23 protein-coding genes and 1 tRNA gene are annotated in these 19263 nt (G+C 62.4%); 20 read left to right on the forward strand and 4 right to left on the reverse strand.

What is annotated here, in order from left to right; all coding sequences use genetic code 11:
- Nucleotides 1-267 precede the first annotated feature (267 nt).
- The 3 genes from G4D77_RS22265 to pdxA all read left to right on the forward strand — a co-directional run bounded on the left by G4D77_RS22265 (nucleotide 268) and on the right by pdxA (nucleotide 3586).
- Nucleotides 268-1593, forward strand: coding sequence for an MFS transporter (locus G4D77_RS22265; protein ID WP_154833607.1), 1326 nt, complete (start codon nucleotides 268-270; stop codon nucleotides 1591-1593).
- A gap of 74 nt (nucleotides 1594-1667) precedes the next feature.
- Nucleotides 1668-2423: a Nif3-like dinuclear metal center hexameric protein gene (locus tag G4D77_RS22270; protein WP_065345736.1), complete on the forward strand. Its 756-nt coding sequence runs from the start codon at nucleotides 1668-1670 to the stop codon at nucleotides 2421-2423.
- Between the two features lie 101 nt (nucleotides 2424-2524).
- Entirely contained in the window at nucleotides 2525-3586 is a 1062-nt protein-coding gene (pdxA, locus tag G4D77_RS22275; protein WP_154833608.1) for a 4-hydroxythreonine-4-phosphate dehydrogenase PdxA, read from the forward strand.
- A 92-nt stretch (nucleotides 3587-3678) separates the two neighbouring features.
- Here pdxA and mscL read toward each other — a convergent pair whose 3' ends face one another.
- Nucleotides 3679-4107: a large conductance mechanosensitive channel protein MscL gene (gene mscL / locus G4D77_RS22280; RefSeq protein WP_012207302.1), complete on the reverse strand. Its 429-nt coding sequence runs from the start codon at nucleotides 4105-4107 to the stop codon at nucleotides 3679-3681.
- A gap of 149 nt (nucleotides 4108-4256) precedes the next feature.
- On the opposite strand from mscL, the gene petA reads away from it, so the two are divergent.
- The 7 genes from petA to G4D77_RS22315 all read left to right on the forward strand — a co-directional run bounded on the left by petA (nucleotide 4257) and on the right by G4D77_RS22315 (nucleotide 10002).
- Entirely contained in the window at nucleotides 4257-4853 is a 597-nt protein-coding gene (gene petA, locus G4D77_RS22285; RefSeq protein ID WP_016445597.1) for a ubiquinol-cytochrome c reductase iron-sulfur subunit, read from the forward strand.
- Between the two features lie 14 nt (nucleotides 4854-4867).
- Nucleotides 4868-6283, forward strand: coding sequence for a cytochrome b (locus G4D77_RS22290; RefSeq protein WP_016451018.1), 1416 nt, complete (start codon nucleotides 4868-4870; stop codon nucleotides 6281-6283).
- Between the two features lie 17 nt (nucleotides 6284-6300).
- Entirely contained in the window at nucleotides 6301-7056 is a 756-nt protein-coding gene (locus G4D77_RS22295; protein WP_154833609.1) for a cytochrome c1, read from the forward strand.
- Between the two features lie 104 nt (nucleotides 7057-7160).
- Nucleotides 7161-7772: a glutathione S-transferase N-terminal domain-containing protein gene (locus G4D77_RS22300; protein ID WP_012207298.1), complete on the forward strand. Its 612-nt coding sequence runs from the start codon at nucleotides 7161-7163 to the stop codon at nucleotides 7770-7772.
- Nucleotides 7773-7882: 110 nt separating this feature from the next.
- Nucleotides 7883-8413 (forward strand): ClpXP protease specificity-enhancing factor, encoded by a 531-nt coding sequence (locus G4D77_RS22305; RefSeq protein ID WP_017405520.1) that lies wholly within the window; start codon nucleotides 7883-7885, stop codon nucleotides 8411-8413.
- A gap of 99 nt (nucleotides 8414-8512) precedes the next feature.
- Nucleotides 8513-8588, forward strand: a tRNA-Thr gene (locus G4D77_RS22310).
- Nucleotides 8589-8763: 175 nt separating this feature from the next.
- Complete coding sequence (locus tag G4D77_RS22315) at nucleotides 8764-10002, forward strand: tyrosine-type recombinase/integrase (protein ID WP_154833611.1); 1239 nt, start codon at nucleotides 8764-8766, stop codon at nucleotides 10000-10002.
- A 426-nt stretch (nucleotides 10003-10428) separates the two neighbouring features.
- On the opposite strand, the gene G4D77_RS22320 is transcribed toward G4D77_RS22315, so the two are convergent.
- Nucleotides 10429-10920: a hypothetical protein gene (locus tag G4D77_RS22320; RefSeq protein ID WP_154833612.1), complete on the reverse strand. Its 492-nt coding sequence runs from the start codon at nucleotides 10918-10920 to the stop codon at nucleotides 10429-10431.
- Nucleotides 10921-11005: 85 nt separating this feature from the next.
- A complete protein-coding gene (locus tag G4D77_RS22325; protein WP_154833613.1) occupies nucleotides 11006-11395 on the reverse strand; it encodes a hypothetical protein in 390 nt (129 codons plus the stop codon).
- A gap of 949 nt (nucleotides 11396-12344) precedes the next feature.
- Here G4D77_RS22325 and G4D77_RS22330 point away from each other — a divergent pair.
- The 10 genes from G4D77_RS22330 to G4D77_RS22375 all read left to right on the forward strand — a co-directional run bounded on the left by G4D77_RS22330 (nucleotide 12345) and on the right by G4D77_RS22375 (nucleotide 18244).
- A complete protein-coding gene (locus G4D77_RS22330) occupies nucleotides 12345-13085 on the forward strand; it encodes a hypothetical protein (RefSeq protein ID WP_154833614.1) in 741 nt (246 codons plus the stop codon).
- Between the two features lie 56 nt (nucleotides 13086-13141).
- Nucleotides 13142-13384, forward strand: a complete 243-nt coding sequence (locus G4D77_RS22335) for a helix-turn-helix transcriptional regulator (protein ID WP_213757739.1) — start codon at nucleotides 13142-13144, stop codon at nucleotides 13382-13384.
- On the forward strand, nucleotides 13381-13623 hold the full coding sequence (locus tag G4D77_RS22340; RefSeq protein WP_154833615.1) for a hypothetical protein: 243 nt from the start codon (nucleotides 13381-13383) through the stop codon (nucleotides 13621-13623). The genes G4D77_RS22335 and G4D77_RS22340 overlap by 4 nt, the downstream gene beginning before the upstream one ends.
- 142 nt (nucleotides 13624-13765) lie before the next feature.
- On the forward strand, nucleotides 13766-14023 hold the full coding sequence (locus G4D77_RS22345; protein WP_154833616.1) for a hypothetical protein: 258 nt from the start codon (nucleotides 13766-13768) through the stop codon (nucleotides 14021-14023).
- Nucleotides 14024-14313: 290 nt separating this feature from the next.
- Nucleotides 14314-14520, forward strand: a complete 207-nt coding sequence (locus tag G4D77_RS22350; protein WP_154833617.1) for a hypothetical protein — start codon at nucleotides 14314-14316, stop codon at nucleotides 14518-14520.
- A gap of 3 nt (nucleotides 14521-14523) precedes the next feature.
- Nucleotides 14524-14928: a hypothetical protein gene (locus tag G4D77_RS22355; RefSeq protein WP_046986115.1), complete on the forward strand. Its 405-nt coding sequence runs from the start codon at nucleotides 14524-14526 to the stop codon at nucleotides 14926-14928.
- Nucleotides 14925-15173 (forward strand): hypothetical protein, encoded by a 249-nt coding sequence (locus G4D77_RS22360; RefSeq protein ID WP_046986116.1) that lies wholly within the window; start codon nucleotides 14925-14927, stop codon nucleotides 15171-15173. The genes G4D77_RS22355 and G4D77_RS22360 overlap by 4 nt, the downstream gene beginning before the upstream one ends.
- Nucleotides 15170-16087, forward strand: a complete 918-nt coding sequence (locus G4D77_RS22365) for a toprim domain-containing protein (RefSeq protein WP_046986117.1) — start codon at nucleotides 15170-15172, stop codon at nucleotides 16085-16087. The genes G4D77_RS22360 and G4D77_RS22365 overlap by 4 nt, the downstream gene beginning before the upstream one ends.
- Nucleotides 16074-16364, forward strand: a complete 291-nt coding sequence (locus G4D77_RS22370; protein WP_046986118.1) for a hypothetical protein — start codon at nucleotides 16074-16076, stop codon at nucleotides 16362-16364. Before G4D77_RS22365 ends, G4D77_RS22370 begins: the two co-directional genes overlap by 14 nt.
- The gene (locus G4D77_RS22375; RefSeq protein WP_227740908.1) at nucleotides 16358-18244 is read left to right on the forward strand and encodes a DUF927 domain-containing protein; all 1887 of its coding nucleotides are present in this window, start codon (nucleotides 16358-16360) and stop codon (nucleotides 18242-18244) included. The genes G4D77_RS22370 and G4D77_RS22375 overlap by 7 nt, the downstream gene beginning before the upstream one ends.
- A gap of 429 nt (nucleotides 18245-18673) precedes the next feature.
- Here G4D77_RS22375 and G4D77_RS22380 read toward each other — a convergent pair whose 3' ends face one another.
- On the reverse strand, nucleotides 18674-18979 hold the full coding sequence (locus tag G4D77_RS22380) for a hypothetical protein (protein WP_016445601.1): 306 nt from the start codon (nucleotides 18977-18979) through the stop codon (nucleotides 18674-18676).
- Nucleotides 18980-19263: the final 284 nt, after the last annotated feature.

Genomic DNA, 19263 nt, shown 5'->3' on the forward strand with positions numbered 1-19263 from the left:
CCCATTGTGAGGCATGTCGTGAGCGGGGCGGTGGGCCGGCGGGCGAGCACCAAAGCCGCGCTCCCCACACAGCTACAGTACAAACCCTAGAATCCCCCGACGACTGCGCCACGCCGCGTTCGCTGTTGCGCCGGCCCACAAGCCGGCCCCAAGAGAGAGCCAAGTCCTCCGATCCCGAAGTCTTGCAGAACGATCTGCCGCCGCACGCTCATCCGTTGCCGTGGCATCCACCGCGCCGTCCTGCTGTTCGATCCCTGGAAAAAAACCATGACTACGCTTGACCAAGCGCAGCCGGGCATGGCCCCTGCTGTTGCGACCGCACGCCCTCTCAACCGACAGGACTACAAGACCCTTGGCCTGTCGGCCCTGGGGGGCACCCTGGAGTTCTACGACTTCGTCGTTTTCGTTTTCTTCGCCAATGTCATCGGCAAGCTGTTCTTCCCGGCCGAGATGCCGGACTGGCTGCGCCAGCTGCAGACGCTGGGCATTTTTGCGGCGGGCTACCTGGCCCGGCCCATCGGCGGCATTGTGATTGCGCACTTTGGCGACATCCTGGGCCGCAAGAAGATGTTCACGCTGTCCATCTTCCTGATGGCCGTGCCCACGCTGGTGATCGGCCTGCTGCCCACCTATGCCTCCATCGGCATTGCCGCGCCGATTTTGCTGCTGGCCATGCGCGTGCTGCAGGGCGCGGCCATTGGTGGCGAGATGCCGGGCGCCTGGGTCTTCGTGGCCGAGCATGCGCCTGCGCGCCACTACGGCTTTGCCATCGGCTCGCTGACTTCGGGCATCACGGGCGGCATTTTCCTGGGCTCCATCATCGGTGTCTGGCTCAACAGCACCTACAGCGCCGAGGAGATCCACGACTGGGCCTGGCGCATGCCCTTCATCCTGGGCGGCGTGTTCGGCCTGGTGTCGGTCTACCTGCGCAAGTTCCTGCATGAGACACCCATCTTCCAGGAGCTGATGGCGCGCAAGCAGGCCGACCGCGAGCTGCCGCTCAAGACCATCGTGCGCGACCACCGCCAGGCCTGCGTGCTGGTGGCGCTGATGACCTGGGTGCTGTCCACGGCCATCGTGGTGGTGGTGCTGTTCACGCCGGCCTATCTGCAGAAGGTCTTCCACATCGACGCGGCCCTGGCCATGAAGGCCAATGCCGTGGCCACGGTGACGCTGACGCTGGGCTGTGTGTTCTGGGGCTGGCTGTCCGACCGGATGGGCACGCGTGTGGCCATGGTCACGGGCTGGCTGGGCATGACGGTGACGGCCTATGCGTTCTATCTGAACCTGCCGGGCACGGCGTCCTCGCTGGTGTGGAGCTACGCGCTGGTGGGCTTTTTCGTGGGCAGCATTGCGCTGCTGCCGGTGGTGGGCGTGCGCGCCTTCCCGGCCGAGGTGCGTTTCACGGGCCTGTCCTTTGCCTACAACATGGCCTATGCGGTGTTCGGCGGCATGACGCCCATGCTGGTGTCCGTGTGGCAGCAGGTGGATGTGATGGCGCCTGCGCACTATGTGGCGGCCATGGGCATCCTGGGCGCGGCCATCGGCTTCTGGCCCCTTGCCTGCCGTGGTTGGCAACCCAGGCGCGGCTGAGCTTGGCAGTGGAATGAAGGGCAGCATGGCTGCCCTTTTTCCTGGGCGCCGCATGGATCGCTGACAATCCTTTCATGAGCACCACGCGACAAGAACTCCTGGCCCACTTCGACGGTTTGCTGCAGCCCGAGCGCTTCAAGGACTATGGTCCCAACGGCCTGCAGGTGGAGGGGCGCGGCGAGATCCGCCGCATCGTCAGCGGGGTGACGGCCAGCCGCGCGCTGATCGAGGCGGCCATCGAGGCGCAGGCCGATGCCATCTTCGTGCACCACGGCCTGTTCTGGCGCGGCATGGATGGCCGCATCACGGGCTGGCTCAAGGAGCGCATCCGCCTGCTGCTGGCCCACGACATCAATCTCTTTGCCTACCATCTGCCGCTGGATGCCCATCCGCAATGGGGCAACAACGCGCAGTTGGGCGTGCAGCTGGGGCTTGAGGGCCAGGCAACGTTTGGCGAGCAGAACCTGGGCTGGATGGCTGCGGCGGAGTTTGCCGACGCGGCGGCGCTGGGCAGGCATGTGGAGCAGGCGCTGGGGCGCACGCCTGTCTGCGTGGGGGGAGAGCGCCCCATTCACCCCATTCGCCGCATTGCATGGTGCACGGGCGGCGCGCAAGGTTTCTTCGAGGCCGCGATTGCCGCTGGGGCGGATGCCTTCATCACGGGCGAGATTTCCGAGCCGCAGGCGCACCTGGCCCGGGAAACGGGCGTGGCCTTTCTGGCGGCAGGCCACCATGCCACGGAGCGCTATGGTGCGCCGGCCCTGGCGGGGCAGGTGGCATTGGAGCTGGGGCTGGAGCACCGTTTCATCGAGATCGACAATCCGGCCTGATGCTGGCCTGTTAGTGGCCCACTATTGGCCCGCCCAGGGGGCGAGGCCTTTTGCTGCAAGCGCGGCGCGAATGACCGGCTTGCCTGATCCGGATACTGAAAATGCCTGATTCCACACAGTCCACGGCCTTGATGGCCATAACCCAGGGCGACTCTGCCGGGGTGGGGCCCGAGACCATTGCCAAGGCGTTCATGGACGCGCCCGAGCAGATGCGCGGCTGCTTCGTCGTCGGCGAGTTGCAGACGCTGCGCCGGGCAGCCGCCGTGGCGGCGCGTGCGCGCGATGGCGACAACGCCATTCCCATGCCCGTGGCCGTCATCGAGTCGGCTGGGCAACTGTGGCAGGTGCCGCCCCATTGCATCCCTTTGCTGGAGCTGCCCGGGCTGCCCGGTCCTGCGCCCTGGGGGCAGGTGAGCGCCAGCGCCGGTGACGCGGCCGCGCGCTGCGTGGTCTGGGCTGCGCGGGCTGCCTTGCGCGGCGAGATCGCGGCTCTGGTGACGGCGCCGCTGCACAAGGAGGCGCTGCATGCCGCAGGCGTGGACTTCCCCGGCCACACGGAATTGCTGCAATTCGAGGCGGCCCGGCACGCGGGCGTGGAGCTGTCGCACATGCCGGTGCGCATGATGCTGGCCAACGATGAGCTGCGCACGGTGCTGGTCAGCATCCATACCTCGCTGCGCAAGGCGATCGATGCGGTAACGAAGGACAACCTGCTGCAGACCTTGCGCATCACGCATGAGGCCCTGTCTCGCAGCCTGGGCCGCCCGCCGCGGATCGGTGTGGCAGGGCTGAACCCGCATGCGGGCGAGGGCGGCCTGTTTGGCAGCGAGGAGGTGGAGATCATTGCCCCGGCCATCGCCCAGGCGCGCGCCGAGGGCCTGGACGCCCACGGACCTTTTGCGCCCGATACGGTGTTCATGCGCGCCCGCAATGCTCCCGGCCATCCCGGCGAGTTCGACGCGGTGCTGGCCATGTACCACGACCAGGGACTGATTCCCGTGAAGTACCTGGGCGTGGAAAAAGGCGTGAATGTCACATTGGGGCTGCCGCTGGTACGCACCAGTCCGGACCACGGCACGGCTTTCGATATTGCGGGGCAGGGTGTTGCAGAGGCCGGAAGCCTGATTGAGGCCGTGCGAATGGCGCGCAAATTGGCGGCTTGAATGGCTAGCCCAAGCATCGGGAATTCGCAGTAATGGAAAACGCCCGTGGCAACCATGCCACGGGCGTTTTGATTTGCGTCAAAACACGGATTTCAGCGCTTGAGGCTGTCGCGAATCTCGCGCAGCAGCACGATGTCTTCGGGGGTGACGGGCGCGGGAGCGGGGGCTGCCGGTGCCTCGCGGCGCAGGCGGTTGATCTGCTTGACCATCATGAAAATGATGAAGGCCAGGATGATGAAGTTCACTGCCACCGTGATGAAGTTTCCATAGGCAAATACGGGGACGCCGGCCTTCTTGAGCGCATCGAGCGTCATCGCCGTTCCGGGGGGTACGCTGCCCAGCACGACGAACAGATTGGAGAAGTCCAGCTTGCCGAAAACCAGGCCCACGACCGGCATGATCAGGTCGTTTACCACGGAATCAACGATTTTGCCAAACGCTCCACCAATGATGACGCCCACGGCGAGATCTACCACGTTTCCCTTAACTGCGAACTCACGAAATTCCTGCATCATGCCCATGGCTGGCTCCATCTGGAAAGAGTTTGAGATAGCGCAGTATTGCGCGGCTTTGGAGCCTGTCAACGGCACAAGCAGCATGGAATAACCATACTCGCCCCGCTACAATTTATTGTTGACCCCAACTCAAGCGACGTAGTTCGAGGAACCCCATGAGTGACACTCCAATCGACTCCAGCAAGCGGACGTGGATCATCACGTCGGCGTGCGCTGGTGCGGTGGGCGGCGTGGCGACAGCCGTCCCGTTCGTGAGCACCTTCCAGCCATCCGAGAAGGCCAAAGCCGCCGGGGCTGCAGTGGAGGTCGATATCTCCGCCCTCAAGGACGGCGAGAAGCTCACGGTCGAGTGGCGCGGCAAGCCCGTCTGGATCATCAAGCGCACGCCTGACCAGATCAAGGAGCTGCCCGAACTGGACAGCCAGTTGGCCGATCCCCAATCCAAGCGCCATCCTGAAGAGTTCACGCCGCCCTATGCGATGAACGAGGCCCGCTCGATCAAGCCCGAAGTGCTGGTCGTCGTCGGCATCTGCACGCATCTGGGCTGCTCGCCTTCCGACAAGTTCCAGCCGGGCGCCCAGCCCTCGCTGCCCAGCGACTGGAAGGGCGGCTTCCTGTGCCCCTGCCATGGCTCGACCTTCGATATGGCTGGCCGTGTCTTCAAGAACAAGCCGGCTCCCGACAACCTGCAGGTGCCGCCGCACATGTACCTGTCGGAGACCAAGCTCCTCATTGGTGAAGACAAGGCTTGAGGGAGACAAGAACAATGGCCCACGAATTCAAGGACATCGATCCGAATGCGCCCGCCGGCGCCAAGCTCACGAACTGGTTCGAGAACCGTTTTCCCACGGCTTTCGACGCCTATCGCGTGCACATGTCGGAGTACTACGCTCCGAAGAATTTCAACTTCTGGTACATCTTCGGCTCGCTGGCGCTGCTGGTGCTGGTGATCCAGATCGTCACCGGCATCTTCCTGGTGATGCACTACAAGCCCGACGCCGAAAAGGCGTTCGCCTCGGTGGAGTACATCATGCGCGATGTGCCCTGGGGCTGGCTGATCCGCTACATGCACTCCACGGGTGCGTCGGCCTTCTTCGTCGTCGTCTATCTGCACATGTTCCGCGGTCTTCTGTACGGTTCGTACCGCAAGCCGCGCGAACTGGTCTGGATCTTCGGCTGCGCCATCTTCCTGGTGCTGATGGCCGAGGCCTTCATGGGCTACCTGCTGCCCTGGGGCCAGATGTCGTACTGGGGCGCCCAGGTGATCGTGAACCTGTTCTCGGCGATTCCCTTCATCGGCCCTGACCTGGCGCTGCTGATCCGTGGCGACTACGTGGTGGGCGATGCCACGCTCAACCGCTTCTTCAGCTTCCACGTGATCGCCGTGCCCCTGGTGCTGCTGGGCCTGGTCGTGGCCCACTTGCTGGCGCTGCACGATGTGGGCTCCAACAACCCGGATGGCATCGAGATCAAGGGCCCCAACGCGCCCAAGGACGCCAAGGGCCATCCGCTGGACGGCATTCCCTTCCATCCCTACTACACGGTGCACGACATCTTCGGCGTGACGGTGTTCCTGTTCCTGTTCTCGGCCGTGGTGTTCTTCGCGCCCGAGTTCGGCGGCTACTTCCTGGAGTACAACAACTTCATCCCGGCCGATCCGCTGAAGACGCCTTCGCACATTGCGCCGGTCTGGTACTTCACGCCGTTCTACTCGATGCTGCGTGCCATCACCAGCGAGATGATGTACGTGCTCATCGCCTGCGTGGTGCTGGGTGCGGGCTTTGGCGTGCTCAAGTCGCGCCTGCCGGCCGCCGTCAAGGGCGTGGTCGCCATCGTGGCCCTGGGCGTCATCGCCATGATGCTGTCCATCGATGCCAAGTTCTGGGGTGTGGTGGTGATGGGCGGTGCCGTGATCATCCTGTTCGCGCTGCCCTGGCTCGATTGCAGCCCGGTCAAGTCCATCCGCTACCGCCCGAGCTGGCACAAGTATCTCTACGGCATCTTCGTGATCAACTTCGTGATCCTGGCCTATCTCGGCGTGCAGCCGCCTTCGCCCATCGGCGAGCGCGTGTCCCAGGTCGGAACGCTGTTCTACTTCGGCTTCTTCCTGCTGATGCCCTGGTGGAGCCGTCTGGGCAAGACCAAACCCGTTCCCGATCGTGTGACGTTCAAGCCGCACTGAAGCTGGAGAGAACAACAATGAAGAAACTGATTCTCACGTTGATCGCGGCCCTGGGCATCGTGACCGGTGCACAGGCTGCCGAAGGCGGCATCGCCTGGGACAAGGCCCCGGGCAAGACGAATGACACGGCATCGCTGCAAAACGGCGCCAAGCTGTTCGTCAACTACTGCCTGAGCTGCCACTCGGCCGCATTCATGCGCTTCAACCGGCTGCAGGACATCGGGCTGACCGAGCAGGAAATCAAGGACAACCTGCTTTTCACCACCGACAAGGTCGGCGAGACCATGAAGGCGACCATCAACCCCAAGGAAGCCAAGGAGTGGTTCGGCGCCAATCCTCCGGACCTGACGGTGATCGCACGTTCGCGTGCCGGCCACAACGGCACGGGCGCCGACTACCTCTACACCTTCCTGCGCACCTTCTACCGCGACGACACCAAGGCCACGGGCTGGAACAATCTGGCCTTCCCCAGCATAGGCATGCCCCATGCGCTGTGGCAACTGCAGGGCGAGCGCCGCGCCATCTTCGAAGAAGCCGAGGAGCACGGTGTGAAGACCCAGGTTTTCAAGGGGTGGGAGCAGGTCTCTCCTGGCAGCATGAGCGCAGTGCAGTACGATCAGGCAGTTGGCGATCTGGTGAACTACCTGCAATGGATGGGTGAGCCGGCACAGAACAGCCGCACCCGCATTGGCGTGGGTGTGCTGCTTTTCCTGGCGGTCTTCATCTTCATCGCATGGCGCCTCAACGCCGCGTTCTGGAAAGACGTCAAATAAAACCGTGACTGCAGAAGGCCGTGCAAGCAATTGCTGCGGCTGAACTGTGTGCAGAGTGGGCGCCGCGAGCGACCCACTCTTTTTGATTTTTAGGAGCCTCCACCATGATGGTGCTTTATTCGGGAACGACCTGCCCCTTTTCACACCGTTGCCGCTTCGTCCTGTTCGAAAAAGGCATGGACTTCGAGATCCGCGATGTGGACCTGTTCAGCAAGCCTGAAGACATCAGCGTGATGAATCCGTACGGCCAGGTGCCCATCCTGGTCGAGCGCGACCTGATCCTGTACGAATCGAACATCATCAACGAGTACATCGACGAGCGCTTCCCGCACCCCCAGCTGATGCCCGGCGACCCGGTGGACCGCGCCCGCGTGCGCCTGTTCCTGCTGAATTTCGAAAAGGAACTGTTCGTCCACGTGAGCACGCTCGAGGAGCGCAACGTCAAGGGCAACGAAAAGGCCATCGAGAAGGCCCGCGCCCACATCCGCGACCGCCTGACGCAGCTGGCTCCCGTGTTCCTCAAGAACAAGTACATGCTGGGCGAGAACTTCTCCATGCTGGACGTGGCCATCGCCCCGCTGCTGTGGCGCCTGGACTACTACGGCATCGAGGTGTCCAAGAACGCCGCCCCGCTGCTCAAGTACGCCGAGCGCATCTTCTCGCGCCCTGCCTACATCGAAGCGCTGACGCCTTCCGAGAAGGTGATGCGCAAGTAATTCGCATCGGTTGACGACTGATTGCGCGGGCAGGGAAGGCGGTCAACCGGTCGCCATCCTGCCCGTTTTCGTGTTCCGACCACTCAGACCACTCATTTCCTGGGATCGTCATGACTGCCCCCGAAGCAACTTCCACCCGCCCCTACCTGATCCGGGCACTGTACGAGTGGTGCACCGACAACGGCTTCACGCCCCACATCGCCGTGCGTGTGGACCGCAATGTGCAGGTGCCGCGCGAGTTCGTGCGCGACGGCGAGATCGTGCTCAACGTCAGCTACGACGCCACCAGCGGCCTGCAGATGGGCAATGATTTCATCAGCTTCACGGCCCGCTTTGGCGGCAAGCCCCGCGAAATCATGGTGCCCGTGGAGCAGGTGATGGCCATCTACGCACGCGAGACCGGGCAAGGCATGGCTTTCCCGGCGCCGGAGCCTGAGGCCGAAGCCGACAACGATGTTTCGCCCGGGCAGGCGTCCGATGAGCCTGTGCCACAGGACGCCGCCGCTGAGGTGCCGGCCGAGCCTGCATCCGACGAGCGCGTGGTGCAGCTGGTGAGCATCCACAGCGAAGGTGATGACGAAGAGCCACCGCGCACGCCGCCGCCTTCGGGTACGCGGCCTTCGCTGAAGCTGGTCAAGTAGGTTTTTCGCATCGGCGCGCATGCCGTTGCTCCCGCAAGCGTGCTTGGCCCCATCGGGAAAGTCTGAGGCAGCATTTTTCTGCGCTAGAATGCGTGCTTCGCCGGTTTAGCTCAGTTGGTAGAGCACCCGCCTTGTAAGCGGTAGGTCGTCAGTTCGAATCCGACAACCGGCACCAGAAACATAAACCCGCATGCTCAAACATGCGGGTTTTTTGTTTTCTGACAAGGGTTTAGCCATGGAGGCATGCCTGTACATGCCCATGCATGCAGCTACACAGCACGGCTTTTCTTGTATCCCCTCGTGTATCCCTGCAGAATCACCTGGTTTTTTCTAACTCAGGGATACACGGCATGAAGCGTGAAGAAATCAAGCGAAGGCCCATGCCGGACACGGTGATAGAGAGCCTTGAGCCTGGCACCACCATGTACCGTGAGCGCCACGGCGATGGCGTGTACCTGCGTGTGAAGCCGAGCGGCACGAAGGATTGGCAGCTCAGGTACAAGACGCCAGAGGGGAAATGGGGTTGGCTGGGGATTGGTGGATATGGCAAGGGCACGCATCAGCTCACCGGCCAGCAGGCGCGCGAGAAGGCCCGCCAGTGGCTCAAGCAGTCCAAGGATGAAGGAATCCCGCTGCCCCAGGCGAAAAGCCCGCCTGCGCTGGAAGATGCGGAACCACGCGAGACTTTCGCCCAACTGGCAGCCGAGTGGCTCAAGGTCAAGAAGGACGCCAAGAGCTGGACAGGTGACACCTACGACCGCGCCAAGGCCATGATTGAGAACCACGTTCTACCCAGCATGGGCGCACGGGACTACACAGCCATCCCCGCCAGCGATTGGTTTGCCCTGTTCAAGCGCATGGAGGAAAAGGGCATTCTCGAAACCATCGCCAAGGCACGGGCCTACTGCCGAGACATCTACGCTCTGGCCCAAGTGACCGACCGCGCAAAGTTCAACCCCATCGACAACCTGCACAAGTTCATTGCGCCCAGCCGCAATGAGAACTTTGCCCATGTGTCCCAGGCAGAGATTCCCGGCCTGATTCGTGCGATGCGCGCCCATCCGTCGCGCTCTCTGTCCATCGGGTTGCAGTTGCTGGCGCTTTTGGCGGTGCGCCCGTCTGAGCTGCGAGAAGCGCCATGGGATGAGTTCGACCTTGAGGCGAGGCTATGGACGGTGGCCGCCAGCAGGAAGAAGGAGCGCCGCGAGTTCGTGTTTCCGCTGCCAGACCAGGCCGTGATGCTGTTGCGCGAACTAAAGCAGTACGCAGGAAAGAGCCCTCTCCTGTTCCCGGGCCGCGCCAGCATGGACACGCCCATCAGCAACATGACGTTCAACCAGGCTCTTGCGCGCATGGGCTACAAGGGACGGCAGACACCCCACGGCATGCGTCACCTGTTCAGCACAGCGGCCAACGAGGCCGGGAAGGAATGGCGCATCGTGGATAGCGCCCTGGCCCACAAGGTCAGAGGCACTGAGGGCGTCTACAACAAAGCGCAGTACCTGGCTCAGCGCCGTGAACTGATGCAGTGGTGGGCAAACAGGCTGGACGCCTTGGCGGCAGACCTTGCTGGTGTGCGTGCTGCATGAAGTGGATGGCAGAAGCACCAAGGCCGAAACATCATGCTGCTATTGCACGCGACTTGTATTTGTGTGGTGTTCCAGGTGTTCTGGTGTTCCAGGTGATGTAAGTTGTTGATTTGAATATTATTTTCTCTTTCTTGTGCTGGAACACCGCAGGAGATCATGGTGTTCCAGGTGTTCCGCCTAGTGCAGGTTGTGTTTTCTGCTATTAAATATGTAGCAATTTGCGGCCTGCGGGCTGCCGCCATCAGGAGACGTGTTGGCGTCAAGCTCGGCGCCAAAGCGTGACCCTGTCAGCCGCAGGCTGTCGAGCCGAATGGCTTTTCAATGCGCGATGGCCTCTGCCGGCCAGGAGCAGACGGAGGCTGCGAGAAAAAGCGGACACGCAACGTTGAAGCTCAGCGGGCGGCGAAGGGTTAGGCCTTTGCGCGCTCACGATCCGACAGGATGCAGCAGCCTCAGAAACGACCAGTTTAGGAAGATTATGGCCAGGCCCGCTGCTTCTTCTGGCCTCTTTGCCAGCGCGACGGCATAGGCCTGTCTCTGGATGGGTGCCCAATTGATTTTCAGTGAGTTGAGTTCTTCAATCGAGAGCTTGTGATCTTCGCGGTGAGCGTAGCCGTTTCGAATGTTGTTCAAAGCCTTAGCAGCGCTGACATATGGTGAAGGTAGAACGCCGAGCGCATCCGCCAGATCTACCTTCATCTCAAAGGTGACTCGATGGTTGTCAAAGAACTTTTTCGGCTTCTCTAGTTTTCGTGAAATCAACGTCTCAATCGTCCTCTCGATCAAGAGATGGCCGCGCAGAACCTTTGACAATTCTGGTGCCTCGTCAAGCGCGAGCAGGCCCATTCCATACTCGTCCAACTCTTCATGAGTAGCCGTGTCGAAGTCAATCGCTCGTGGCTGACGTGGTTTACGCATGGTGGTCAATTCATAGGCCTAACGTCTGGATTCAGGGGGCGGCAAAAGCGCAGCTTTTGACGGTCCCCTGGAAAGAATTGTTAGATCAATATGGGTAGGGAAGATTAGTTAGCCAATCTCGAAGATTTTGCTCACCAAAAGCGACATTGGTAGGTTGATAGAGCGGCGCTGCCACTCCTGTATGTGGTGGGCTGCCGTAGTTAGCATTTGGATTGTAACCAGAAGAGGACTGAACATCCAGCGTGCATTTAGTCAATGGCCGCCCGCTTGAAAGCAAATATGTACGAAAAAGCATTAGCGCTGGAATGATATGGTTGAACCAGTCTTCTACGGGCTGATCATCTGTACCTAATCGGGGGTATCGATATGAGCTTCCGCCTAGGTTTTCCCAGCCAAAGCGCTCAAAGAAACTCTGAATACGATTTCGCTCTTGCGGTGGTGCACCTTGAATATCAAATGTGATGACGATTGGCATGGTTATTTCCTAATGATCTAACGTAGTGTAGACCGCATGAAGCTGCAGGCCATATCTGGCGCTTGCGGGCTAAAACGGTACGTAAAAGTTGCCGCAAGAAGCCTATAGCCTGCCCTTGCGGCAGCTGCGCTGGACGAAAATACAGTACTAAATTCAGGCATGAAACCCGCCGCCTCTCCTGTGTTACGTGCCACGCGGTTGTTGAATCAGATCCGCGAGCTAATTTGTAACGAGCACTATATCCTACGCACGGAGCATGCCTATGTGCAATTACCTGGTTTGTGGCCTTGGATGACATGGGGCTGCAGGAAGGCGAGGTTTTTCAAGCCATGCTGTGACGGCTTTCGGGCTGCTAGCTGGATGGCGGCTCAGGGTCGTTTGCTGGTATTCGCAGTTCCACATGTGAGTCATAGACGCTCCCTCTTCGACCAAGCCGCCAATGCCTCAGGCCCAGATTGTGCCGACTAGGGAACAAACTAAGGCTCAGAGGCGCGTTTTTCCGTGCCATCGAAAGTACAGTGGCGAGGCGAGCAATGGCGCATGGCCTGCGTGGCTGTGGGGAGCCAGCGCTCTACCGCTACCGTGCGCCGTGCTTGGGCTCGTTCCGCAGGCTGCTCGACCGCCGCGCATGCAGGCTTGACTTGGATGAGGGGTGGCGCTGCATAGCAGCGTTGTCGGTTCGCAGCACGCGCCCTTTGCTTGGTACGGGAGCAAAGCCTAGATTCCGTGCGTACCGCCTGCGTACCTTGGCATCTTTCAACAGCAGCGCAGCCAGTCAGCCCCCGACAGCTGAGGTGTAGGCGCGCGATGTTTTTGCCCCGGATAGTCCGGCGAGATGAAAAGCGGGGAGCCTGCTCGCCTGCCGGGGCATTCTCTACAGGTGTTGTACTAAGGCAGTGTGGTGGTGATAAAGACTTATCAGCGGGAAGACCTGCGGGCCCTGCTGGGCATGAGCATGCTGAGCGGGGAGAGCTTTGGTGATGGCGGTGCAGTGCTCTACGTGTTCCGGCGTGATGGGCTTTGGCTGGCGCTGGATGAAGAAGCGGTGCAAGTGACGTTACCGCAGGAGTTGGCGGCCTGCACCGGACTGAGCGATCCTGAGCCGAAGCAGGGTGAGCCTGGCATGTATGGCCTTCCGGGGCAGCGCCCGTTGCTGCCTTTCCCGTTCACAGTCCGGCAGCTTCTGGAGTTTGATGAGACCGCTGGGGGTGTGGTGTACGAACGCTGCGAGCGCGGCGCCTTCACGGAGGAATGGGTGGCCGAGCTGGCGCAGGCGACAGGGCAAAAGGACGAGGCCAAGGCGAGACACAACGCCGCCGAGCTGGCGCGGTATGTGATGGAGTGGGAGCCGCTACCAGGGGAGATGGGAGGGCAGGGGCCAGAAGATGCTGACGCCATGGAGGGCTCGCCCACTGCTGGGGTGGCCGTGATGCCAATGAAGCGCCAGCGGCGGGACTTGCTGGCCCCGCTGGTGGAGAAGGCCATGCGGGACTGTGGCGGCGATGCCGCGCAGGTTTTCGTGTTGATGCGGGCGTGGGCTGTAGGGCCGACGCCGCGCCCGCCGCTTGTGGGCGTGACGGAGGATGGCCGTATCCAGTGGCGAGATGCGAACGACAAGCCCCAGGAGCTTTCAAGGGATAGCCTGCGCGACCGGGTAAGGAGGGCGCGGGCAGGCTCCAACGCGCGATAGCAGGCGCAAACGCGCGCGAGGTGGTAGACGCGGCCCCCTCCGCAGACATTCGCGGCATGTCTCACAAAGCGCAAGGACGCAAGAACATGCCTCTTATCAAGAAATCCACTGCCGCCACTCTTATCGGTCAAAGCCGTTCCAGCATCGAGCGCCTGGTGAAGCTCGACCCCAGCTTTCCCCGCCCCATCAAGATGGGTGACCATCGCCAAAGCGCCGTGTTCTTCGACGATGGTGAGCTGAACACTTGGATTGAAGCCCAGAAGGCCAAGCGCATGCCTCGCCTGCAGGTGGCCGCATGAGCGCCTTCGCCATCATTGACTCCGCAGAGCCAGGAGTCTCCCGCGGTACCACACCGATGGCAGGCCGTGAGCCTGGCAACGATTACGCACGCGCCGCCCTCGACGCCCAGGCAGTGCGCGCCGCCCAGGCCTCCCGGGTCATGCGCGCCGCGCTCGATGCACAGGCTGCGCGCGCCGCCCAGGCTGCCGAGCACCTGGCCGACGCCAAGCTACGGGCTTTTGCTGGGGGGCATGAATGATGCTGCTCGCCATCTTCTCCGTCGCCGCGCGCATCCGCCATGCATGGAGGGTTCAGGCATGAGCCCAAAAGAAAACGCCCAGCCCCGCAATGCAGAACTGAGCGCCCCTAGTAACGGCGCCCATCGTATCAGCACCCGCAGCATGACGCCACGTCAGACCCGTGTGGTTCGTGCCCTGGTTGATTCGAGAAACTGGATTGCCCGCGAGGCCATTGACCGCATTGCCGGTGTGTCCAATGGCCCGGAGGTCATCCGCCAACTGCGCCAGCGCTTTGGCCATGACGCCATCGAGATGGAGCGCATCACCGTGGTGGACAGCGATGGCCTGCTGACGCAGCCGGGACGCTACCGCCTGACCGACGCAGGGCGCCAGTGCCTGACAGAGAAGGGGTTGCAGTAATGCGCCGTCCCTTCCCTCGCTACAAGATGCCGTGCTACAGTTCATGTATTGCGCCTGTTACGCGCAATCGGATGTGGAAGTCCGCTGAATCCGCTGCGACGAAAGCCGCAGTTCCCGCAATGGAGTGCGGCTTTGTCGTTCGTGCCCCTTTTTATGGTGGCTCGATGGGCAGGCGCAAGCCTGGCCGGTTCGCGCAAGCGGGTTCCCGGTCTTCCACACCCATCGAGTCACCGCCCCCACGTGGAAGTGGAGCGGTGGTTTATGCAAACCGAACCTGCTTGGAGCCAATCATGGCTATCTCTTTGCGCACTGCTGCGCCCACCTCGCCCACCACGGGCACGCCTGACCCCATCCAATTGCACGCCGATGCGCACAACGCGCTGAACATGGCCGTGTTCTATCTGCGCCAACCTCAGGCCAATCTGCCCGGCGCCCGCCGCAAGGCCATTCAAGCCCTTTCCGCGCTGCGCAACCTGTCCGCCATCCTGGAGGGCTGAACCATGAAGACCAAGAAAAACGCTGCCAGCGAGGCAGTGGGGGCGCAGCCTTGCCAAAAACAGCCTGACGTGCAGCCGCGCGATGCCATCGACTGCATTACGCTCGGACTGCCGCTATCAGCACTGCCGCCGCCGTTGTCTGATGCCTGCCAGCAGGACCTTTCGGCCTGCAGGCGTATGTTTGGCGGACTGCATCCCGAGGACGTAATTGACCCCCTTCGCACTGCGGCAGAAGCCCTTGAATGGGTTGTCGAGATTGCCAAAACTATCGAAGCCGAGACCGCGAGTAATTCACGTATCCGACGCCTGGCAAGCATGGCGGCATTTGTGGCAATGGACGTGGCGAACCTGACGGAGAGCAGCTATGAGGACATGCTGGCTGCTATCAAGAAGGGCGGTGCTTTATGAGCGTTGTGGCCATTGCCCCGTGGCAGAGGGCGGAGCGCGATGAACTGGCGCTGTCCTGCGTCGAGGAAATTGAGTCCATCAGTGTTCATCTGAGAAGCAACCTGCCCAACGAACCTGAATACCTTTTCCTCCGCTCCATGGTGTTGCGCGTCATTGAACTGAACAGCGTGGCAATGTCTGTGCTGAGTGGTGAGGATGACCGCACTACGGAAGAACTGCGCCGCGTGCTGGAGATGGGGCAATGATTGCCGGGCAGTTTTCCCAAGCCATGGAGGCCGCTGGCATCCTGCCGCCTGACACCATCCACGCCGATGGCCAGCTACATAGGTTTAGCACTACCGGCAAGCGCAGCGACAGTGCGGGCTGGTATGTGCTGCATGCAGACGGCCTGCCGGCTGGCGTGTTCGGTTGCTGGCGCAGCGGGCTGACCCAGGTCTGGTGCAGCAAAGCAGACAGCGCCATGTCCCAGGCCGAGCGCGACACCATGCGCCAGCGCGTGCGTGACGCGAAGGCTCAGCGTGATGCCGCGACCCTGCAGCGCCAGCAGCAGGCCCACTCAGAGGCATGCGCAAGGTGGGAAACAGCTTTGCCGGTGATGCAGCACCCCTACCTGACCGCCAAGGGCATCCAACCGTTTGGCCTGCGTGCCGAGGGTGCCGCGCTGCTGGTGCCCATGCGGGACACATCGGGCATCCTGCACAGCCTGCAGACCATTGCGCCTGATGGCCGCAAGCGGTTCATGTCCGGTGGCCGTGTGCACGGCTGTTATCACGCGGTAGGCCGACCCGGCATGGCACTGGTGCTGGGCGAGGGCATGGCAACGATGCACAGCATTCGCGCCGCGACTGGCCTGGCCGTGGCCGCCGCATTCAGCGCCGGCAACCTGGCCCCCGTCGCCCAGGCCCTGCGCCGCAAGTTCCCGACTATGCCCATCATCCTGGCGGCTGACGATGACCACACCACCGAGGGCAACCCTGGCATGGCAGCAGCGCGCGCCGCCGCGCTGGCTGTGGGCGGCCTGGTGGTTGCTCCGCAGTTCCCTGCTCACCGCCCGCGCAAGGCGACCGACTTCAACGACCTGTTTTCCCTGGCTGGCACTGGCGCGGTGCGCGCGTGCTTTGCCGAGGTTCTGGAGGGCTTGCCCCATGAAAACCGCTGACCACAGCACCGCAGCCGTAGCGCTGGCTTGTAACCGTGCGCGGCTGGTGCGTATTGCACTGACCAGGCGCACTCCGTGCTGGCCGCACCCGCTCCACTTTCAGGCAGAGCCCGCGCTCAAGCAGGCCCGGAAGCCCGATGCCCAGGCGCTGGCCGCGCTGCGCAAGGCGTGCGCCAGGACACACCCTGCCCCCATGACCATCGACGCTGGCCCACTGCCTGGCAAGGCTGGTGCGCTGGTGCTGGACGTGCGTGCCACGGAGGTGACTACATGCTGATGAACAGCAGGAAGCCGCAGGCCGCGGCTGTGCAGAGCCTGGCCGATTTGTGGGAGCGTGTCGGGTGTCATGTGAAGGTGCGGCCGCTCCCATCAGCAGCGCCAGGCACCAGGGCCAGCGTCAACAACCCCATCCCCGGCGAGACCGAGCGCCCGCGCTTCGTTGTGCTGGACGATGAGTACCAGGCCGCAGACGGCACGCGCTACCGTCCGGGCGTGTGGCACTTCGGTGCCAAGCCGGGTCGAGGCAATGCGCCGCCTACGCTGACGCAACAGCGCATCAGCGGCCCTTTGCACATCGAAGCCGTCACCTTCGACAGCGCGGGCAACAACTTCGGGCGCCTGCTGCGCTTTCGAGACACGCGCGGCCACTGGCGACAGTGGGCCATGCCCATGGAGATGCTCAAGGGCGACGGCGCAGACCTGCGCGGCGTGCTGCTGTCCATGGGCGTATACATCGACCCCAGCCAGGCCGGCCGCCAATCGCTGGCCGTGTACCTGCAAAACCAGACACCAGTGCGGCAGATGGAGGCTGCTACGCAAACGGGCTGGGCAGGTGGCGACTTCAAGGCGTTTGCCCTGCCCGATGGCGTCATTGGTCCCAGGGCCGCGCGCGTGACCTTTCAGGCCCAGGGGCTGCACATTGATGAGTACACCCAGCGCGGCACACTGCCCGGCTGGCAGGCGTCTATCGCAGCCTCTGCCGTGGGCAATCCCATGTTGGTGCTGCCGCTGTGCAGTGCCTTCGCTGGCCCTTTGCTGGCGCTGGTGGGCATGGAGTCTGGAGGGTTGCACCTGGTGGGCGACAGCTCGACTGGCAAGACCACGGCTCTGCAGGCCGCGTGCAGCGTCTGGGGTGGCGAGAGCTACCGCCGCAGTTGGCGGGCCACGGCCAACGGCCTGGAGGGAACCGCCGCACTGTTTGGCGATGGCCTGCTGGCACTGGATGAAATCAGCGAATGTGACCCGCGTGATGTAGGCGAGGTGGTCTACATGCTGGGCAATGGCCGAGGGAAAGCCCGTGCCAGCCGCAGCGGAGCCGCCCGCACCGTCACCCGCTGGCGCAGCTCAGTTCTGTCCACAGGCGAGCGCAGTATCGCCACCAGCATGCAGGACGCGGGCCAGCGCATCAAGGCTGGCCAAGCCGTGCGCCTGCTGGATATACCAGTGCAACGCCGGCATGGCGCATGGGACTTGCTGCACGGCCACGCCAGCGGCCCGGCGTTCTCCGATGCCATCAAGCGCGCAAGCCGCCAGCACCACGGTACAGCGGGCCGGGCCTTCCTGGAGAAGCTCACGCGCGACACGCAGGACATGGCCGCCAGTTTGGAGGCCATCAAGGCCGAGCTGATGACCAGCAACAGCGCCAGTGCAGGCGACGGCCAGCCTGCACGAGCTGCTGCCCGCCTGGCTGTGCTGGCGTTGGCCGGGGAGCTGGCCACCGCCTACGGCATCACCGGATGGAAAGAAGGCGAGGCCACCAGCGCGGCGCAAGTCGGCTTTGCCGCTTGGCTTGCGCAGCGCGGTGAAATTTCAGGCAACGCCGAGCAGGGGCAGGTGCTGCAGGCGGTGCGAAGTTTCATCGAACGTCACGGGGATAGTCGTTTCTCGGATGCCAACGGCGCCTACGACGAGAAGGAGCAGCGCGTGCAGAACCGCGCAGGTTGGTGGGCGCATGACGGGCAGGGAATGGAGTATTGGTTTACTGCCGATGGTCTGCGCGAGGCGCTCAAAGGCTTTGATTTCGGCTCGGCCATTCGTGTATTGCAAGGTGCAGGAGCAATGCCATTACCTGGAAAGGATGGCAAGTCATCTAAGAGCAAGAGAATTCACGCCCGTAAAGAGCGCATTTATCAAATACAGTATGAAAAGCTGGATTGATATTCTGATCGCTGGGTTTGTGGAACACCGGAACACGCTGGGTGTTCCGAGTGTTCCGCCATAACCTATTGATTTTCAAGGGTGGAACACTGGGAACACCTGGAACACCGTGAACTAACGAAGTCCAGGTGATGAGCCGTCCGGCGATGGACGGGAAGGCAGGGGAGGAACTTGGAGTTGGCCCGCCCACTGTGGCGGGCTCTTGCGTTGGTGGAGGTGGCCAGCGCGGGGCCAGCAGGTTGGCCGTTGCAAAGTCGTTGGGGAATTTGTATCCCCTGGTGTATCCCTGATTTTTGGATTTGGCATTTGTTTTTAAAAATCAATGGCTTGCATGATTTTTAGAATCCGACAACCGCACCAGAAGGTCTCCTCAGGAGGCCTTTTTTCATTTCCGTGCCCCGATTTCAGCAGCCGCTCTTCAGTGGCCGGTCAGGCCTGGACCTTGAGGCGGATCTCGGCCACATCCCAGCCCTTGGTGCGCAAGTGGGCGGCCATGGCCGGCAGCAGCTGGCGTATCTTGGCCGCTGCCGCGTTGTTGCGCACCAGCAGGCACCAGGTGCTGCCCTCGATGGGGCCTGCCTGCAGGCTGTCGCGCAGCAGCGGCGGCACCAGGGGCAGGATGGCCGTCAGGCGATTGCTGGAGTCGCGTGTGAGCTGGGCGAGCCGGGCCAGTGTCGGCGAGTTCTCGACAGCGTGCAGGGCGGTGACGGCGTGGTTGCGGCGTGTGAAGGTCATGGGCTTGAAGGCTGGTCAGGCAGCGTAGGCATGCGCCAGCCGGGACCCTCGTTATAGCAGCATCTGCAGGGCGACGCGGGTCCGGGAATTCGGGTTCAGGGCTCTGCGGCCGCATGCGTCGGCCTGCCTGGAAGAGGGTTGGACAGAGACAGTTAGAATCAATTGTTCGGTTCTCGCTTCAGCCCGGCCGCATGTGTTCTCCAGCAGGGTACTTGCAGGCAGGTGGAGCGGCCCCATCTGAAATCCAACAATCTAGGGATTCCAGGCACACCGCAGTCCGCTTC

The sequence above is a fragment of the Delftia sp. WY8 genome (genome assembly GCF_018437695.1).
Lineage (GTDB): Bacteria > Pseudomonadota > Gammaproteobacteria > Burkholderiales > Burkholderiaceae_C > Comamonas > Comamonas tsuruhatensis.

Bases quoted from the DNA above. Each gene is read 5' to 3' on its own strand.
- G4D77_RS22265 (WP_154833607.1), top strand. From the start codon at position 268: ATGACTACGCTTGACCAAGCGCAGCCGGGCATGGCCCCTGCTGTTGCG.
- G4D77_RS22270 (WP_065345736.1), top strand. From the start codon at position 1,668: ATGAGCACCACGCGACAAGAACTCCTGGCCCACTTCGACGGTTTGCTG.
- pdxA (WP_154833608.1), top strand. From the start codon at position 2,525: ATGCCTGATTCCACACAGTCCACGGCCTTGATGGCCATAACCCAGGGC.
- mscL (WP_012207302.1), bottom strand. From the start codon at position 4,107: ATGGGCATGATGCAGGAATTTCGTGAGTTCGCAGTTAAGGGAAACGTG.
- petA (WP_016445597.1), top strand. From the start codon at position 4,257: ATGAGTGACACTCCAATCGACTCCAGCAAGCGGACGTGGATCATCACG.
- G4D77_RS22290 (WP_016451018.1), top strand. From the start codon at position 4,868: ATGGCCCACGAATTCAAGGACATCGATCCGAATGCGCCCGCCGGCGCC.
- G4D77_RS22295 (WP_154833609.1), top strand. From the start codon at position 6,301: ATGAAGAAACTGATTCTCACGTTGATCGCGGCCCTGGGCATCGTGACC.
- G4D77_RS22300 (WP_012207298.1), top strand. From the start codon at position 7,161: ATGATGGTGCTTTATTCGGGAACGACCTGCCCCTTTTCACACCGTTGC.
- G4D77_RS22305 (WP_017405520.1), top strand. From the start codon at position 7,883: ATGACTGCCCCCGAAGCAACTTCCACCCGCCCCTACCTGATCCGGGCA.
- G4D77_RS22315 (WP_154833611.1), top strand. From the start codon at position 8,764: ATGAAGCGTGAAGAAATCAAGCGAAGGCCCATGCCGGACACGGTGATA.
- G4D77_RS22320 (WP_154833612.1), bottom strand. From the start codon at position 10,920: ATGCGTAAACCACGTCAGCCACGAGCGATTGACTTCGACACGGCTACT.
- G4D77_RS22325 (WP_154833613.1), bottom strand. From the start codon at position 11,395: ATGCCAATCGTCATCACATTTGATATTCAAGGTGCACCACCGCAAGAG.
- G4D77_RS22330 (WP_154833614.1), top strand. From the start codon at position 12,345: ATGAGCATGCTGAGCGGGGAGAGCTTTGGTGATGGCGGTGCAGTGCTC.
- G4D77_RS22335 (WP_213757739.1), top strand. From the start codon at position 13,142: ATGTCTCACAAAGCGCAAGGACGCAAGAACATGCCTCTTATCAAGAAA.
- G4D77_RS22340 (WP_154833615.1), top strand. From the start codon at position 13,381: ATGAGCGCCTTCGCCATCATTGACTCCGCAGAGCCAGGAGTCTCCCGC.
- G4D77_RS22345 (WP_154833616.1), top strand. From the start codon at position 13,766: ATGACGCCACGTCAGACCCGTGTGGTTCGTGCCCTGGTTGATTCGAGA.
- G4D77_RS22350 (WP_154833617.1), top strand. From the start codon at position 14,314: ATGGCTATCTCTTTGCGCACTGCTGCGCCCACCTCGCCCACCACGGGC.
- G4D77_RS22355 (WP_046986115.1), top strand. From the start codon at position 14,524: ATGAAGACCAAGAAAAACGCTGCCAGCGAGGCAGTGGGGGCGCAGCCT.
- G4D77_RS22360 (WP_046986116.1), top strand. From the start codon at position 14,925: ATGAGCGTTGTGGCCATTGCCCCGTGGCAGAGGGCGGAGCGCGATGAA.
- G4D77_RS22365 (WP_046986117.1), top strand. From the start codon at position 15,170: ATGATTGCCGGGCAGTTTTCCCAAGCCATGGAGGCCGCTGGCATCCTG.
- G4D77_RS22370 (WP_046986118.1), top strand. From the start codon at position 16,074: ATGAAAACCGCTGACCACAGCACCGCAGCCGTAGCGCTGGCTTGTAAC.
- G4D77_RS22375 (WP_227740908.1), top strand. From the start codon at position 16,358: ATGCTGATGAACAGCAGGAAGCCGCAGGCCGCGGCTGTGCAGAGCCTG.
- G4D77_RS22380 (WP_016445601.1), bottom strand. From the start codon at position 18,979: ATGACCTTCACACGCCGCAACCACGCCGTCACCGCCCTGCACGCTGTC.